The organism is Pectobacterium betavasculorum (assembly GCF_000749845.1).
In the GTDB taxonomy this organism is placed as follows: domain Bacteria; phylum Pseudomonadota; class Gammaproteobacteria; order Enterobacterales; family Enterobacteriaceae; genus Pectobacterium; species Pectobacterium betavasculorum.
Genome location: NZ_JQHM01000016.1, coordinates 48,545 through 63,968, shown reverse-complemented (window position 1 = coordinate 63,968; position 15,424 = coordinate 48,545). Strand labels below are relative to the sequence as shown.

The window sequence follows — 15,424 nt, the reverse complement described above, 5'->3', positions numbered from 1 at the left end:
CTGATGGCTGTGTCACAACCTCTTCCTGCCGCGCCGGGGGGCGCGGAGTATCTGCGGGCGATCTTGCGCTCGCCAGTGTATGAAATCACGCAGGTCACACCGCTGGAGAAGATGGATAAGATCTCTTCGCGGTTAGATAATGTCATTCTGGTAAAACGTGAAGACCGACACGCGGTGCACAGCTTCAAGCTGCGTGGCGCGTACGCGATGATGGCGGGTCTGAGCGATGAACAAAAATCGCATGGCGTGGTGACGGCGTCAGCCGGTAACCATGCGCAAGGTGTCGCGCTTTCCTCCAGCAAGCTGGGGATTAAATCGCTGATTGTGATGCCGGTCGCGACGGCCGACATCAAGGTGGATGCGGTGCGTGGTTTTGGCGGAGAAGTGCTGCTACACGGCGCTAACTTTGATGAAGCCAAAGCCAAAGCGATTGAGCTGTCAGAACAACAGCATATGACCTTTCTACCGCCGTTCGATCACCCTGCGGTGATTGCCGGGCAGGGCACGTTAGCGATGGAGCTGCTACAGCAAGATGCGCATCTGGATCGCGTGTTTGTGCCAGTCGGTGGTGGTGGTTTGGCGGCGGGGGTTGCCGTACTGATCAAACAGTTGATGCCGCAAATTCAGGTTATCGGTGTGGAGGCGGAAGATTCCGCCTGTCTGCGCGCGGCGCTGGATGCCGGGCAACCGGTTGATCTGCCACGTGTCGGGCTGTTTGCCGAAGGCGTAGCGGTGAAGCGCATCGGTGATGAAACGTTCCGGCTGTGTCGGGAATATCTGGATGACGTGATTACCGTCGACAGCGATGCCATCTGTGCGGCAGTGAAAGACCTGTTCGAAGATGTGCGTGCGATTGCTGAACCGTCCGGCGCACTGGCGTTGGCGGGGATGAAAAAGTACATCCAGCAGCACCAGATTCAGGGCGAGCGTCTGGCGCATATTCTGTCCGGTGCGAACGTCAACTTCCACGGATTACGCTACGTTTCCGAACGCTGTGAGCTGGGTGAACAACGTGAAGCATTGTTGGCTGTAACGATCCCCGAGAAACAGGGAAGCTTCCTGAAGTTTTGCCAACTGTTAGGTGGCCGTTCCGTCACGGAGTTCAACTATCGCTACGCGGATGCCAAAGACGCCTGCATTTTTGTCGGCGTGCGTCTGACGCGTGGCTATGCGGAACGGCAGGAGATCATCGCTGAACTTTCCGCAGACGGTTATGAAGTGGTGGATTTGTCCGATGATGAAATGGCGAAGCTACACGTTCGCTATATGGTCGGCGGACGTCCCTCTAAGCCACTACAGGAACGGCTGTACAGCTTTGAGTTCCCAGAGTCGCCGGGTGCATTACTGAAATTCCTGTACACGCTGGGCACACACTGGAATATTTCGCTGTTCCATTACCGTAGCCACGGCACGGATTTTGGTCGCGTGCTGGCAGCGTTCGAGCTGGATGCGGGCGATCGTGAATTCGAGCAGCACCTACAGGCGCTGGGCTATGAATGTCACGATGAAACCAATAACCCAGCGTTCCGCTTCTTTTTAGCAGGTTAAGTTAGCGGTTAAACGTTGAGTGTTCCCCTAACGCCGCCGATGGTGTTTCACCGTCGGCGGCGTTATCTTTATCTCATCTGGCAGCTACAGGGATGGCATTTTTATGGCAACGCAGTTCACGGGCTTTTCTCAAGCGGGTTTAACGTTTCTTCAGCAGGTGTTTCAAGGCGTTGTTGAATAAATCTAGTTGTAGTTCGTTATTATTATTTTTAAATTAATTATTTATTTTTCTAATTTCTTTGAATATTGCTAATTATTTTTTTCTAGGGTAGTTTTGTGAAAAGTGGAATAACACATGGAGACCGAGTGTGAAAAATAAAGAAAAACTTGTCATTCAGTTAAATGAACAATTAAAGAATAGCCTTATTAATAGTTCGTTACCTCCTGAAGAAATACTCGCATTGATGATGAAGCTATGCCTTTCTCTGATGCAGGTGACTCAAAGTAATCTTGTGGAAATGAAGACGTCAGATGGGCGGAAACTTTCACTCAAGCTTGATACACCATCAGTGCATTGATCATATTTATTCTTAGAGGCTGCTAAAAATGTCGAGTATTATCTATTTAGAGTTGACGGGTGATAAGCAAGGATTAATTTCTTCTGGCTGTTCAACATTACAGTCAATTGGTAACAGAAGCCAAATTGGTCATGAAGATCAGATTCAGGTGTTAAGTTTAAATCACTCAATGAGTCATGCTGATAATCTATCTTGTCATCCCGTTGAAATAATTAAACTTATCGATAAATCGTCACCGTTGCTGGGTGTTTCTACCTCTTCCAATGAAAAGCTAAGTGCAAATTTCTTTTTGTATAGGATAAATGCCGCCGGGCAATTAGAGTTGTTTTATGTCATTAAATTAACAGATTCCCGTATTGTTGACATTTCTTGTAGTTATCCGCATTCGATTAATGATAATGACGTCATGCCATACGAGAAGGTTTTATTAAAATATGGTTCTATATCATGGGAGCATAAAGTGGCGGGAACATCAGGTTATAGCATCTGGAATGATAGTGGTATTTAGTTTTATTTGGCAATAAAACATACAGCCATTGATAATTATGTTATCTATGGCTGATTTTATTAGCTAATTCATCACTGCCCTAAAGAGATGCTAATTAATTTCGCACATTGATACTGCGTATTAATGAAAAGGAACTTACTCAATGCTAAGAGTACCTCAAGGACAAATAACCTTTGATGGCGAAGGGAATGATATTCCTAATAGTCGTGATTTTAGCCGAGTCATTCACTGGCCAGGAAATGATAAATCTGGTGTGACGTTGGGGCGAGGATATGATATGGGGAATAGAACCAAGGGCGAAATTTATTCGGATATGCTCAGAGTTGGTATTGGGAGTGAAAAAGCGAGTTTAATCGCGACGGGGGCTGGGTTAAAAGGCGGTGCCGCCGCCACTTTCGTTAAAATGTATAAAGAAAAAATTGGTGTGATTACGCATCAGCAACAGATGGAGCTGTTTAATATCATTTATGGTGGTTATATAGAAATAGCAAAGAAGCGATACGTACATTATTCCGCTAATGTACCCGATAGGGTCGATTGGACTGAACTTCACCCCGCCATCAGAGATATTCTGGTGGATCTGGCCTATCAAGGAATCTATGGGGAAACGACAATTCCGATCGCTGCAAAGAATGATATCGATCTCTTAATAAAGAAAATAGAGAGTGATGCTTATTTGTTAAAGTTTGAGGCTGGAAGAAATCGAGCGGGTTATTTAAGGATGAAAAAATGAGAAATATCTATTTATGTATGTTGATACTATTTGCTGTGAACGGTATATCTCCTGCATTTAGTGAAATTTACCTGAGTAAACTGGAATTAATGGAAAAAACGTTATGTAAGGATATAATGAAAGGGGAAAACTATCATGAAATTTACATTTGCACTGACCGAATGCTTGCTGATTCTACAAAAAAATTAGAACAAAAAAATAAAGAAGCAATAAGCTTTCTATCCAAACTTATAACTATGGAAGGTGAGGAAGATGCAGTTAAGCTTTTTAAAGCAGATCAAGCCGCGTGGAAAAATTATGTCGTCCATCGTTGTGCATATAAGGGACACCCGTTCGAAAAAGATAGCCCCGTTTATTTATCAAATAAAGATCTTTGCGAGGCGGTAGAAAACTACAGACGGATCGAGTCGCTAGACGGTGAGCTCAATATCCCTTAATACTCATCCTTTGGATAAGTGTGTCACGCCGCCGATGGTGTTTCACCGTCGGCGGCGTTATCTTTATGTCATCTGACAGCAACAGGGATGGCATTTTTATGGCAACGCAGTTCACGGGCTTTTCTCAAGCGGGGTTAACGTTTCTTCAGCAGGTGCGTCAGTACAACGATAAAGCGTGGTTTGACGAGCATCGTGCGCTTTACGATGAGCAACTGGTTGCGCCATTCCGCACGCTGGTGGATGAACTCAGTCTGACCATGTTACAAATTGACGACCACTTTGAAACGCGTCCTGCCATCGGCAAAACGCTCTCCCGTATTCACCGCGACACGCGTTTTTCTCACGATAAATCCCGCTATCGCAGCCATATGTGGCTCACTTTCAAACGTACTCGTAAAGACTGGACGGACGCGCCGGTGTATTTCTTTGAAATCACGCCGGACACCTGGCGCTACGGGCTTGGCTATTACAGTGCGACGCGGAATACGATGGATTTGTTTCGTCAGACGCTGCGTGGTAATTCACCGCAGTTTCTTGAGGTTGCAAGCTGTCTGGGAAATACCTTCACGCTGGAGGGCGAAAGTTATAAACGCCCGCTGATTAAAGACCAGGAGCCGGAATTAGCTAACTGGTATAACCGTAAATCGTTTGCCGCGATATGTACCCGGCAGGATATGGAAGCGCTGTTTTCCGGTGACCTCGTAGCAGTTCTGTCTCAGGGGTTTACCCAGCTTGAACCGCTCTATCATTACCTGATGAATATTGAAACCATGAAGAAAGCCGCGCAGGAAGCAGAGCTCGATACGCGGGCATTTTCGGCGGATAAGTGGTTTGAACGCTAGAGCCAGAGCTCGCTAACGCTACGGTGTTCGTTCCTGCTTCAGTGGAATTTCATCGCGCTCCAACAGATAGTTAAACAGGTAGCCTTCCTCCTGGTTGCTGCCGAAGGTGGCGATTTGCAGATGATCATCGTCAATGCAGGTGAGCAGTATTTTCACCTGCTGACCGAAGCTGCTTTCACCTTTGCCAATGGCTTGCCTATCGCTCATCTGACGGGCGGTGAAGTCGGAATCATCCAGCTTGTTACCGTAGCGGAATGCAATGGAAGCACCGCCCTCAATCTTGCCACGTTGGTTGGTCATCGTCAGGCTGACGGCGTGGTAGGGTGCTTTTTGGTCATACATTTCTCGAAAATAATCCCCCAGATCGCGGTACTCCTCGGCGGAAAGCCCTGACATCACATATGTATAGCTGAACGAACCGTGGAAACAGGACGTACTTTTCACTGGGGTAATCGGTGAAGGTAAAGCGTGCTGCGCAATGTCATTTAGGTAGCGCAGCCGATTTAACTGCTGCTGATAACGCTGTCGCAGGCAGTCCTCGTCTTTGCATTGATCGCGCGTGGTAAGCCAGCTACGCTGAAACTGGTTGAGCATTTTCTCCCACGGCGCGCTGTTGCCGTACGTCGTCAGAGACGCGCGGGATATTTTCCATGCTTGCGCCAGTTCTTCATCTAGTTGCCCGAGCAACGGGCTGGCGCAAATCAGCTTTTCCTGCACAGAGGCGGCTTTTTCACAGGGGAAACTGGCGGCTTGCGCAGGGTGGCTGAGAGAGGCGAGCGTCATCCCTGCGGCGGCGATGACAATGAAGGCTATCTTCATGGTGTGTCCTGTAATATGTCCCAAAAGGCGGAAATTAGCGGTTCGCTAAGCCGTTTTTTCTGTACGCAGACGCCCAGCTCAAGCGGTTCCATCACCTGTTCGATAAAGACAGAGACACGGTTGCGTACCGGTTCAGGGCTGTTCTCCAGTACGACGTTTGGAATCAACGCGATGCCACAGCCCAGCGCGACCATTGATACCATCGCTTCATGCCCGGAGATGGTGGCGTAAATCTGTGGATTGGTGATGCGGTGGCGGCGGAACCACTGATCGATACGCTTACGCACCGGGCCGTGTTCCGGCAGGATGAACGGAATCTGCGACCAGTCCGGGTCGGATTGGCGCACCAGCGATTGCACGGGGCAGAGAAGTGCTGGGATAATCAGCGCCAGAGGCAGTTTATCGAGCGGCATGAAGTCAACGCTCGTAGGTAGCGCTTCCGGGCGTCCTGCAATCCCCAAATCCCCATCATTCGACTGAATTTTCTCAACGGCATCGGCAGCATCGCCAGTTGTCAGTTTAATTTCCACCAGCGGATGCAGCGCTCGGAAGCGATCGAGAATCGGCGGCAGATGGCTGTAGGCGGCGGTGACGGAACAGAAGATCCGCAGTTCTCCGCTTAATGACGGCCCGTGCGGGTCTATCGTGTGGCGTAGCTGTTGGTATTGCAGCAGCGTTTGCTGAGCGAACAGCTTCAGGTGCTCTCCGGCATCGGTGAGCTGCACGGTACGGTTATCGCGCAGAAACAGCGTTTGCCCTAAATCCTCTTCCAGCCGCTGAATTTGCCGTGACAGCGTGGATGGGCTGATGTGCATCGCCTTGGCAGTACGGCCAAAGTGTCGGCTTTCTGCCAGATGCAGGAATAATTTGAGATCACGTAAATCCATGCGATGCAGGCCCCGTTTTTATCTTGCAAATAGTGCAATGTGACGTTGCTAATATATCAATTTCAGCAACGCAATTCCTGTCATATGATGGGGTCATAGTGAATTCCCATCTGGCGGGAATCCTTTTCTGAATAACAGACAAACAAAACCGTATACGGAGCACGACATGGCTAACTATTTCAACACATTAAACCTGCGTCAGCAGCTGGATCAATTGGGCAAGTGCCGCTTTATGGGGCGTGATGAATTTGCCGATGAGGCGAGCTACCTGAAAGGGAAAAAAGTGGTGATCGTCGGTTGTGGTGCTCAGGGTCTGAATCAGGGTCTGAACATGCGCGATTCTGGTCTGGATATCGCTTATGCCCTGCGTGCTGAAGCCATTGCCGAAAAACGTGCTTCATGGCGCAAAGCGACCGAAAACGGTTTCACCGTTGGTACTTACGAAGATCTGATCCCGCAGGCCGATCTGATCGTTAACCTGACGCCGGACAAACAGCACTCCGCAGTGGTTCAGGCAGTACAGCCGCTGATGAAACAGGGCGCAGCGCTGGGCTACTCTCACGGTTTCAACATTGTTGAAGTCGGCGAGCAAATCCGTAAAGACATTACCGTAGTGATGGTGGCACCGAAGTGCCCAGGTACGGAAGTGCGTGAAGAATACAAACGTGGTTTTGGTGTACCGACGCTGATCGCGGTTCACCCTGAAAACGATCCAAAAGGCGAAGGCATGGCAATCGCCAAAGCCTGGGCTGCGGCAACTGGCGGTCACCGTGCTGGCGTCCTGCAATCCTCTTTTGTTGCAGAAGTGAAATCTGACCTGATGGGTGAGCAAACTATCCTGTGTGGTATGTTGCAGGCCGGTTCTCTGCTGGGCTTCGACAAACTGGTTTCCGAAGGCACCGATCCTGCGTATGCAGAAAAACTGATTCAGTTCGGCTGGGAAACCATCACCGAAGCGCTGAAGCAGGGGGGTATTACGCTGATGATGGATCGCCTGTCTAACCCGGCGAAACTGCGCGCTTATGCACTGTCTGAGCAACTGAAAGACATTATGGCTCCGCTGTTCCAGAAACACATGGATGACATCATCTCCGGTGAATTCTCCGGCGGCATGATGGCTGACTGGGCGAACGATGACGTGAAACTGCTGACCTGGCGTGAAGAGACCGGTAAAACCGCGTTCGAAAACGCACCGCAGTTCGACGGTAAAATCGCTGAGCAGGAATACTTTGATAACGGCGTGCTGATGGTTGCGATGGTAAAAGCGGGCGTTGAGCTGGCGTTTGAAACCATGGTGAGCTCCGGCATTATCGAAGAATCGGCTTACTACGAATCACTGCATGAGCTGCCGCTGATCGCCAACACCATCGCGCGTAAGCGTCTGTATGAAATGAACGTGGTTATCTCAGATACCGCAGAATACGGTAACTACCTGTTTGCTAACGCTGCTGTTCCGTTGCTGAAAGAGGCGTTCATGGCATCTCTGCAACCGGGCGATCTGGGCAAAGCTGTCGCGGGCACTGAAGTGGACAACGCGCAACTGCGTGATGTTAACGAAGCTATTCGTAACCATCCGATCGAAACCGTGGGCCACAAGCTGCGCGGCTACATGAAAGACATGAAGCGTATCGCTGTCGCAGGTTAATGTTCGCTTTTACGTTCACCGAAACACGATGATTGCGATGCTGCTCCCTTGGGAGCAGCATTTTTTTATCCGTCGTTATCACTTAGCCTGCGCTATCTACGTCACGTATCGGCTGTTTTAGCGTGAGGAAAGTGCCAGCGCATTGGTCAATTCAGCCTTTGTCATACGTACACAGTAAGACGGCATGTTCCTTTCAAAGCGCCATCCTTCAGACAATTTTCCTGCATCGACGACATCAAACCCGAAGGCATCATAGAGTTCGGCCACCATGGCTTTTTCCTGCTCATGATCACCCGCAATCGGTAGCGCCCGGCGATGAGTAGAACCCGCAGGTAAACCATCACTTTCAAGCTGCGTCATAGGAATGGCATTGAATGCTTTGGTAATCTTTGCGCCTGGTAAATAACCAGCCAGTAGTTCGCTGGTGGTAGTACTGCGCGTATCAAGTGCGGTTACCTCGCCATCACGCTCGGTATAGTAGTTGACGGCATCGACGACGGATTTGCCCTGTAAAGCCTGCTCAGGGAGCTTATCGATGGCTGTAAAGGGAACAGCGATCACGATAATGTCGCCAAATAGTGCTGCCTGAGTGGCGGTGCCGATATCGCAGCCGATCATGGGACGGAGGCTGAAAAGCGACTGGGGATCGCGCGAGTTGCTGAGCATGACCTGATGACCGTTCTGAAGCGCTAGTTTCGCTATCGCCCGCCCAACAAAGCCTGCGCCAATAATGCCAATTTTCATCCTTTTCTCCTTAATGCTTTTGAGAAGAGAATCTTAATTGCCTACAATTTGAAGATAAATCGTGCTTTTAAGATAAAACAAACAACAAATATGAGCGAATCATGGATCGACTGACCAGTATGAACATCTTTGTTAAAGCGTCGGAGTTGGGGTCTTTTGCCGCTGCCGCAGAGGTACTGGGCATCTCACCACAGATGGTGGCGAAGCAAGTGGCATGGCTCGAAGCGAGGCTTGGGGTCCGGTTACTGAACCGTACTACGCGTAAACAGAGCCTAACGGATATCGGCCTGCGCTATTACGAGCGCTGCAAGGTTGTACTTGCCGAAGCGGAGGACGCCGATGCGATTGCCCGTGAAATGCAGGTGACACCTTCCGGTATCATTCAGGTGAATGCTCCTGTTACCTGGGGATCACATCTGCTCGCTCCGTTTATCACGCGCTATCTCTCGCGTTATCCTGACACGCAAATTGCGCTGACGTTGAATGATCGCATTGTCGATCCCATTGAAGAGGGGTTTGAAGTCATCATTCGCATCGGTGAATTGGCGGATAGTTCAATGGTAGCCTGGCCGCTTCGGCCTTATTCGTTGATCGCTTGCGCGTCGCCTGACTATCTGGCGCGTGAAGGATCGCCGGATACCCCATCGAGTCTCTCACACCACGCGTGCCTTATTTATGGTGCACGCGCCGTCGCCACGTCTTGTCGGTGGGGATTTCAGAAGGATGGGAAGCCTGAAGAAGTTAGGCCAGAAGGTAGGCTTTTTGCTAATGACTGGAATGCGCTGCTACATGCTGCGATAGCGGGCTACGGTATCACGCTTGGGCCAGAGGCTGTGTTACGTAAGGAGATTGACCGAGGGCGTCTGGTTCAGGTGCTGCCTGACTATAACGGGCCTGCCCGTCCGGTTCATGTCATGGTGCCGATGGGACGGCGATCGGCGGTTAAAATTAAAACCTTTGTCGACGCTGTCAGAGCCAATTTCGGATAAAAATGAGCCCGTGGCACAGCGATTGTGCCACGGGTGTTATGACTAAACGGACTGGTATTCCGCTTCTGCCTGATTGAAACGGTCGGTAATCGTTTTTGATGGCGCTTTACCCAGCAGACTGACGATAAAAATGGTCAGGCTGTTGAAGATGAATCCGGGGATGATTTCATACAGGCCCAGCCAGGCGTACTGTTTCCAGATCAGTACGGTTGCTGCACCCACTATCATACCGAGCAGCGCGCCGTTGCGCGTCATACGTGGCCATAGCAGAGAAATCAAAATCACCGGTCCGAAGGCGGCACCGAAACCTGCCCAGGCATAGCTCACCAGACCCAGTACACGGTTTTCAGGGTTCAGCGACAGCGCGATAGCAATGATCGCGACTAATAGCACCATCGCGCGTCCTACCCATACCAATTCTTTCTGACTGGCGTTTTTACGCAGGAATGGTTTGTACAAATCTTCGGTTATGGCACTGGAGCACACCAGAAGCTGGCAGCTCAGCGTACTCATGACAGCAGCTAAAATCGCAGACAGCAGAATGCCGGCAATCCACGGATTGAACAGCAGCATGGACAGCTCGATAAAGACGCGCTCGCTATTTTTCGCCACGTTACCTGCCTGATCCGGGTTAGTGTTGAAGTAAGCGATGCCGAAGAAGCCCACCGTCACTGCACCGGCCAGACAAAGAATCATCCAGGTCATACTGATGCGGCGCGCGCTGTGAATGGTGTGGTGTGAGTCCGCAGCCATAAAACGCGCCAGAATATGCGGCTGGCCGAAATAGCCCAGGCCCCAGCCCATCAGCGAGATAATGGCGACAAAATTCAGCCCTTTAAACATATCCAGATTGGCTGGGTTTTTCGCTTCAATCACCATGAGTGAGGTGTCTATTCCTCCCAGTGATAAAATGACCATCACTGGCGTCAGGATCAGAGCGAAAATCATCAGGCTGGCCTGAACCGTGTCCGTCCAGCTTACCGCCAGAAAGCCGCCGATGAAGGTATAGGCGATGGTCGCTGCGGCTCCTGCCCATAGTGCGGTGCCGTAGCTCATGCCAAAGGTACTTTCAAACAGACGAGCCCCCGCGACGACGCCGGATGCGCAATAGATGGTGAAGAAAACCAGAATAACTAACGCGGAGATCACACGCAGCAATTTGCTGTTATCTTCAAAACGGTGGGTGAAATAGTCAGGCAGGGTGAGTGCGTTGTGGTTTATTTCGGTGTGTACGCGCAGGCGTCCAGCGACCCATTTCCAGTTCAGGTAGGCGCCTAACGTCAGACCAATCGCGATCCAGCTTTCAGAAATACCGGAAATGAAAATGGCACCCGGCAACCCCATCAGCAGCCAGCCGCTCATATCAGAAGCACCAGCCGACAGGGCAGTCACCACGCTACCCATCCGACGTCCGCCCAGAATGTAATCGCCAAAATTATTGGTAGCGCGGTAGGCAAACAGGCCGATGAGGACCATCCCGAAAATGTACACCAGAAACGTCACCAACATGGGTGTGCTTATTGTCATTTAACTCTCCACATTTTTTTCGTGCCGCCGTCGCGGCGACGCTGTGTTTTATCGTAATCACTCAGGCCGGAACGAGGTCTGAAGATGATTACGGGCAGCAACCATTTCATTTGTTAACAAGGTTGCACAAAGTTGCAACATGGTCGATATTGACAGTATCCCGATGTGCATCTTCTCATTACAGGAGTGGACTCTATGGGCTCTACCACGATGGGTGTAAAACTCGATCAGGAAACGCGCGAGCGTATCAAGACCGCCGCACAGCGTATTGATCGCACGTCGCATTGGCTGATCAAACAGGCTATTTTCCATTACCTCGAACGCCTCGAAAGTGGCCTCGACACTCCTGAAATACCTCAATCGGCTAACATCAACCGCATTGAAGCGGAAGAGATTATGCCGCAATCTCGGGAAGAAGAAACCCACCAACCCTTTCTTGATTTCGCCGAACAGGTTTTTCCCCAGTCAGTTACCCGCGCCGCGATAACGTCTGCTTATCGCCGTCCTGAAAGTGAACTGGTGCCTATCTTGCTTGAACAGGCAAGACTTACCGACGAAATGTCGCAGTTAACCCAGAAACTGGCTTATCGACTGGCAGAGAAATTACGCAATCAGAAGGTCGGAAATGGTCGTGCGGGCATTGTGCAAGGGCTGCTACAGGAATTTTCACTTTCTTCTCAGGAAGGTGTGGCGCTGATGTGTTTAGCCGAAGCGTTGCTGCGTATTCCTGATAAATCTACACGCGATGCGCTGATCCGCGACAAAATCAGCCGAGGGAACTGGCAGGCTCATCTTGGGCACAGTCCATCGCTTTTCGTGAATGCCGCAACTTGGGGGCTATTGTTTACCGGAAAGCTGGTGGCGACACACAATGAATCACATCTGTCTCATTCTCTGAACCGCATTATCGGTAAACGCGGTGAGCCGCTCGTCCGCAAAGGTGTCGATATGGCCATGCGGCTGATGGGAGAGCAGTTTGTCACCGGGGAAACCATCGGTGAGGCGCTGGCTAACGCCCGAGAACGGGAAAATAAAGGCTTCCGTTACTCTTACGATATGTTAGGTGAAGCGGCGCTGACGGCGCACGATGCCGCCGCCTACCTGACGGCCTATCAGCAGGCGATTCACGCTATCGGCAAAGCCTCAAACGGGCGTGGAATTTATGAAGGACCGGGCATCTCCATCAAGCTATCAGCGCTGCATCCGCGCTATAGCCGTGCGCAGTATGATCGTGTGGTCGATGAGTTGTACCCACGCCTGTTATCACTGACGCTGCTGGCGCGGCAGTACGATATCGGGATCAATATTGATGCTGAGGAAGCGGATCGACTGGAGATCTCACTCGATCTGCTGGAAAAACTCTGTATGGAGCCTCAGTTGGTGGGGTGGAACGGTATCGGGTTTGTGATTCAGGCTTACCAGAAGCGCTGCCCGTATGTTATCGATGCGCTGATTGAGCTGGCACAGCGCAGCCATCGACGTCTGATGATTCGTCTAGTGAAGGGGGCGTACTGGGACAGTGAAATCAAACGGGCGCAGGTTGATGGGTTGGAGGGCTATCCAGTCTACACACGCAAGGTTTATACCGATGTGTCTTATCTGGCCTGCGCCCGCAAGCTATTGGCCGTACCCAATCTGATTTACCCGCAGTTCGCCACACACAATGCGCAGACGTTAAGCGCGATCTACCACATGGCGGGCAACAATTATTATCCCGGTCAGTATGAATTCCAGTGCCTGCACGGCATGGGGGAACCACTCTATGATCAGGTGGTGGGCGCGGTTGCGGACGGTAAACTGAACCGTCCGTGTCGTATCTACGCTCCGGTCGGAACCCATGAAACGTTACTGGCTTATCTGGTGCGACGACTATTGGAAAACGGCGCGAATACCTCATTTGTTAATCGTATTGCGGATACGTCAATGGCGCTGGAAACGCTAATTGCCGATCCGATTCGCGGCGTAGAGGCGTTGGCAAAAGTGGAGTGGAGCATGGGCGCACCGCATCCCCGCATTCCTCTGCCGCGTCAGCTATATGGTCAGGAGCGGAAAAATTCGAGTGGGCTGGATCTCTCGAATGAGCATCGGTTGGCTTCGCTCTCCAGCGCGTTGCTGAGCCATGCGGTGCGGCCGTGGTATGCCGAGCCGATGATTGAAGAGAAAAGCGAAGCTAGCGAACAAAAGCCCGTGGTGAATCCCGCCGATGGGCGCGATGTGGTGGGTTATGTTCGCGATGCCTCCATCGCTGATGTTGAATTGGCGCTAGCGACGGCGGTACATGCTGGCACCATCTGGTTTGCCACGCCGCCCACAGAGCGTGCCGCAATATTGAATCGAGCCGCATCGCTGATGGAAGAGCAGTTGCAAAGCCTGCTGGGGTTGCTGGTGCGGGAAGCAGGTAAATCCTTCAGTAACGCGATTGCGGAAGTACGCGAAGCGGTAGATTTCTTACGCTATTACGCAGGGCAGATTCGGGAAACTTTCTCCAATGATACTTATCGTCCGCTGGGGCCCGTCGTCTGCATTAGCCCGTGGAATTTCCCGCTGGCGATCTTTACCGGACAAATTTCTGCGGCGCTGGCGGTAGGCAACAGCGTATTGGCGAAACCAGCTGAACAAACGCCGCTGATTGCGGCGCAGGCCGTACGTATTTTGCATGAAGCGGGTGTTCCCACTGGCGTATTGCAACTGCTGCCGGGACAGGGGGAAACGATCGGTGCTGCGTTGGTGAACGACGAACGGGTACGTGGCGTAGTGTTTACCGGTTCGACGGCTGTGGCCAAAATTTTGCAACGTAGCATTGCTGGCAGGCTAGATCCACAGGGACGTTTGACGCCGCTGATTGCTGAGACGGGGGGCCTGAACGCCATGATTGTCGACTCGTCCGCGCTGACGGAACAAGTAGTGAATGATGTGATCGCTTCAGCGTTCGACAGCGCCGGACAGCGTTGTTCGGCACTGCGCCTTTTGTGCCTGCAAGAGGACATTGCGGATCGCACGCTGGCTATGCTGCGTGGCGCGATGGCAGAGTGCCGAATGGGGAATCCTGAGCGACTATCGACCGATATCGGCCCACTGATTGATGCCGAGGCGAAAGAAAACGTGGATCAACATATTCAAACGATGCGGGCGAAAGGTCATACGGTGTATCAAGCGGCGTATCCGCATGATGAGTCGGCGTGGCAGCGGGGAACGTTTGTGAAACCGACGCTGATTGAGTTGACTGACATAGATGAGCTGAAAAAAGAAGTTTTTGGTCCAGTTTTACACGTCGTTCGCTATCAGAGCCAGCAGTTGGATACGCTAATTGAACAGATTAATGCGGCGGGCTATGGCCTGACGCTAGGGGTGCATACACGCATTGATGAAACTATCCAGCGGGTGACGAACAGGGCGAAGGTGGGTAACCAGTACGTGAACCGTAATATGGTAGGAGCCGTTGTTGGCGTTCAGCCTTTTGGCGGGGAAGGATTATCGGGAACCGGGCCAAAGGCGGGTGGGCCGCTTTATCTGTACCGCTTGTTGGCACATCGGCCGGATGACGCGCTTGCGGCAGAATTCGCACAGCAGAACCGGGAGCCGACACTGGATACCTCTGCTCAAGCATTGCTGTTGGCGGCACTACAGGCGTTGGAAGATTGGGCGATCGGCGGGGAGCGTCACGATCTGGCGACGCTGTGTCAGCGTTACAGAGCGCATAGTGTCAGCGGAACAACGCGACGGTTGGCTGGCCCGACAGGAGAGAGTAATACCTACACGCTGCTGCCGCGTGAGCGGATATTGTGTTTGGCAGATAATGACGAAGATCGTCTGATTCAGGCCGCGGCAGTGCTGGCAACGGGTGGGAAACTGCTGTGGCCGGAAGGCGAGCAGGAGCAAATGCTCTATGCCCGTTTGCCTGAGGAGGTTCAGTCGCACATTCAGTTCACGCATGACTGGCAACAGCATGATGAGGTGTCTTTTCATGGCGTCATCTACCATGGGGATGCCGATCGCTTGCGTCAGGTCAGCGAGGCGCTAGCAGAACGCGATGGACCGATTATTCTGCTGCTGGGCTACACGCAGGGTGATACCCATGTGCAACTGGAGCGTCTGCTGATTGAACGTTCTCTAAGTATCAATACCGCTGCTGCGGGCGGTAATGCCAGCCTGATGACGATAGGCTAAGGTATTCAATAGAAAAAGCGCGCCGAACCGGAAGGTGGGCGCGCTTTTATGTTTAGAGCT

At 51.5% G+C, this 15,424-nt stretch carries 13 protein-coding genes; 9 read left to right on the top strand and 4 right to left on the bottom strand.

All coding sequences use genetic code 11. The features are described 5' to 3' along the window. The first annotated feature begins 3 nt into the window (after positions 1 to 3). The 6 genes from ilvA (at position 4) to KP22_RS18850 (ending at position 4,586) form a co-directional block, all read left to right on the top strand. Positions 4 to 1,548, top strand: a complete 1,545-nt coding sequence (ilvA, locus tag KP22_RS18870; RefSeq protein WP_039305374.1) for a threonine ammonia-lyase, biosynthetic — start codon at positions 4 to 6, stop codon at positions 1,546 to 1,548. Between the two features lie 308 nt (positions 1,549 to 1,856). After that, entirely contained in the window at positions 1,857 to 2,066 is a 210-nt protein-coding gene (locus KP22_RS18865) for a hypothetical protein (RefSeq protein ID WP_039325781.1), read from the top strand. 28 nt (positions 2,067 to 2,094) lie between these two features. Then, complete coding sequence (locus tag KP22_RS22010; RefSeq protein ID WP_072012611.1) at positions 2,095 to 2,574, top strand: Hcp family type VI secretion system effector; 480 nt, start codon at positions 2,095 to 2,097, stop codon at positions 2,572 to 2,574. Positions 2,575 to 2,716: 142 nt separating this feature from the next. Beyond that, positions 2,717 to 3,307 (top strand): lysozyme family protein, encoded by a 591-nt coding sequence (locus KP22_RS18860; RefSeq protein ID WP_039325779.1) that lies wholly within the window; start codon positions 2,717 to 2,719, stop codon positions 3,305 to 3,307. After that, positions 3,304 to 3,744: a lysozyme inhibitor LprI family protein gene (locus KP22_RS18855; RefSeq protein ID WP_039325777.1), complete on the top strand. Its 441-nt coding sequence runs from the start codon at positions 3,304 to 3,306 to the stop codon at positions 3,742 to 3,744. Before KP22_RS18860 ends, KP22_RS18855 begins: the two co-directional genes overlap by 4 nt. A gap of 98 nt (positions 3,745 to 3,842) precedes the next feature. Then, positions 3,843 to 4,586: a DUF2461 domain-containing protein gene (locus KP22_RS18850; protein ID WP_039305299.1), complete on the top strand. Its 744-nt coding sequence runs from the start codon at positions 3,843 to 3,845 to the stop codon at positions 4,584 to 4,586. Positions 4,587 to 4,604: 18 nt separating this feature from the next. Here the strand turns inward: KP22_RS18850 and KP22_RS18845 are convergent, their stop codons facing one another. Beyond that, entirely contained in the window at positions 4,605 to 5,405 is an 801-nt protein-coding gene (locus tag KP22_RS18845; protein WP_039305296.1) for a lysozyme inhibitor LprI family protein, read from the bottom strand. Next, positions 5,402 to 6,292, bottom strand: a complete 891-nt coding sequence (gene ilvY / locus KP22_RS18840) for an HTH-type transcriptional activator IlvY (RefSeq protein ID WP_039305292.1) — start codon at positions 6,290 to 6,292, stop codon at positions 5,402 to 5,404. The genes KP22_RS18845 and ilvY overlap by 4 nt, the downstream gene beginning before the upstream one ends. A gap of 166 nt (positions 6,293 to 6,458) precedes the next feature. On the opposite strand from ilvY, the gene ilvC reads away from it, so the two are divergent. Further along, positions 6,459 to 7,937, top strand: coding sequence for a ketol-acid reductoisomerase (gene ilvC, locus KP22_RS18835; RefSeq protein ID WP_039325775.1), 1,479 nt, complete (start codon positions 6,459 to 6,461; stop codon positions 7,935 to 7,937). A 117-nt stretch (positions 7,938 to 8,054) separates the two neighbouring features. On the opposite strand, the gene KP22_RS18830 is transcribed toward ilvC, so the two are convergent. Beyond that, a complete protein-coding gene (locus tag KP22_RS18830) occupies positions 8,055 to 8,681 on the bottom strand; it encodes an NADPH-dependent F420 reductase (RefSeq protein ID WP_039325773.1) in 627 nt (208 codons plus the stop codon). 101 nt (positions 8,682 to 8,782) lie between these two features. Here KP22_RS18830 and KP22_RS18825 point away from each other — a divergent pair, with 101 nt between their 5' ends. Beyond that, positions 8,783 to 9,670 carry a LysR family transcriptional regulator gene (locus tag KP22_RS18825; RefSeq protein ID WP_039325770.1) on the top strand — a complete coding sequence of 296 codons (888 nt, stop codon included), beginning with the start codon at positions 8,783 to 8,785 and terminating at the stop codon, positions 9,668 to 9,670. A gap of 42 nt (positions 9,671 to 9,712) precedes the next feature. Here the strand turns inward: KP22_RS18825 and putP are convergent, their stop codons facing one another. Beyond that, positions 9,713 to 11,197 carry a sodium/proline symporter PutP gene (gene putP, locus KP22_RS18820; RefSeq protein WP_039305282.1) on the bottom strand — a complete coding sequence of 495 codons (1,485 nt, stop codon included), beginning with the start codon at positions 11,195 to 11,197 and terminating at the stop codon, positions 9,713 to 9,715. A 195-nt stretch (positions 11,198 to 11,392) separates the two neighbouring features. On the opposite strand from putP, the gene putA reads away from it, so the two are divergent. Continuing rightward, positions 11,393 to 15,364, top strand: a complete 3,972-nt coding sequence (putA, locus tag KP22_RS18815) for a trifunctional transcriptional regulator/proline dehydrogenase/L-glutamate gamma-semialdehyde dehydrogenase (RefSeq protein WP_039325768.1) — start codon at positions 11,393 to 11,395, stop codon at positions 15,362 to 15,364. Positions 15,365 to 15,424 lie beyond the last annotated feature (60 nt).

Bases quoted from the DNA above. Each gene is read 5' to 3' on its own strand.
- KP22_RS18855 (WP_039325777.1), top strand. From the start codon at position 3,304: ATGAGAAATATCTATTTATGTATGTTGATACTATTTGCTGTGAACGGT.
- putA (WP_039325768.1), top strand. From the start codon at position 11,393: ATGGGCTCTACCACGATGGGTGTAAAACTCGATCAGGAAACGCGCGAG.
- KP22_RS22010 (WP_072012611.1), top strand. From the start codon at position 2,095: ATGTCGAGTATTATCTATTTAGAGTTGACGGGTGATAAGCAAGGATTA.
- ilvY (WP_039305292.1), bottom strand. From the start codon at position 6,292: ATGGATTTACGTGATCTCAAATTATTCCTGCATCTGGCAGAAAGCCGA.
- KP22_RS18830 (WP_039325773.1), bottom strand. From the start codon at position 8,681: ATGAAAATTGGCATTATTGGCGCAGGCTTTGTTGGGCGGGCGATAGCG.
- ilvA (WP_039305374.1), top strand. From the start codon at position 4: ATGGCTGTGTCACAACCTCTTCCTGCCGCGCCGGGGGGCGCGGAGTAT.
- putP (WP_039305282.1), bottom strand. From the start codon at position 11,197: ATGACAATAAGCACACCCATGTTGGTGACGTTTCTGGTGTACATTTTC.
- KP22_RS18825 (WP_039325770.1), top strand. From the start codon at position 8,783: ATGGATCGACTGACCAGTATGAACATCTTTGTTAAAGCGTCGGAGTTG.
- KP22_RS18850 (WP_039305299.1), top strand. From the start codon at position 3,843: ATGGCAACGCAGTTCACGGGCTTTTCTCAAGCGGGGTTAACGTTTCTT.
- ilvC (WP_039325775.1), top strand. From the start codon at position 6,459: ATGGCTAACTATTTCAACACATTAAACCTGCGTCAGCAGCTGGATCAA.
- KP22_RS18845 (WP_039305296.1), bottom strand. From the start codon at position 5,405: ATGAAGATAGCCTTCATTGTCATCGCCGCCGCAGGGATGACGCTCGCC.
- KP22_RS18860 (WP_039325779.1), top strand. From the start codon at position 2,717: ATGCTAAGAGTACCTCAAGGACAAATAACCTTTGATGGCGAAGGGAAT.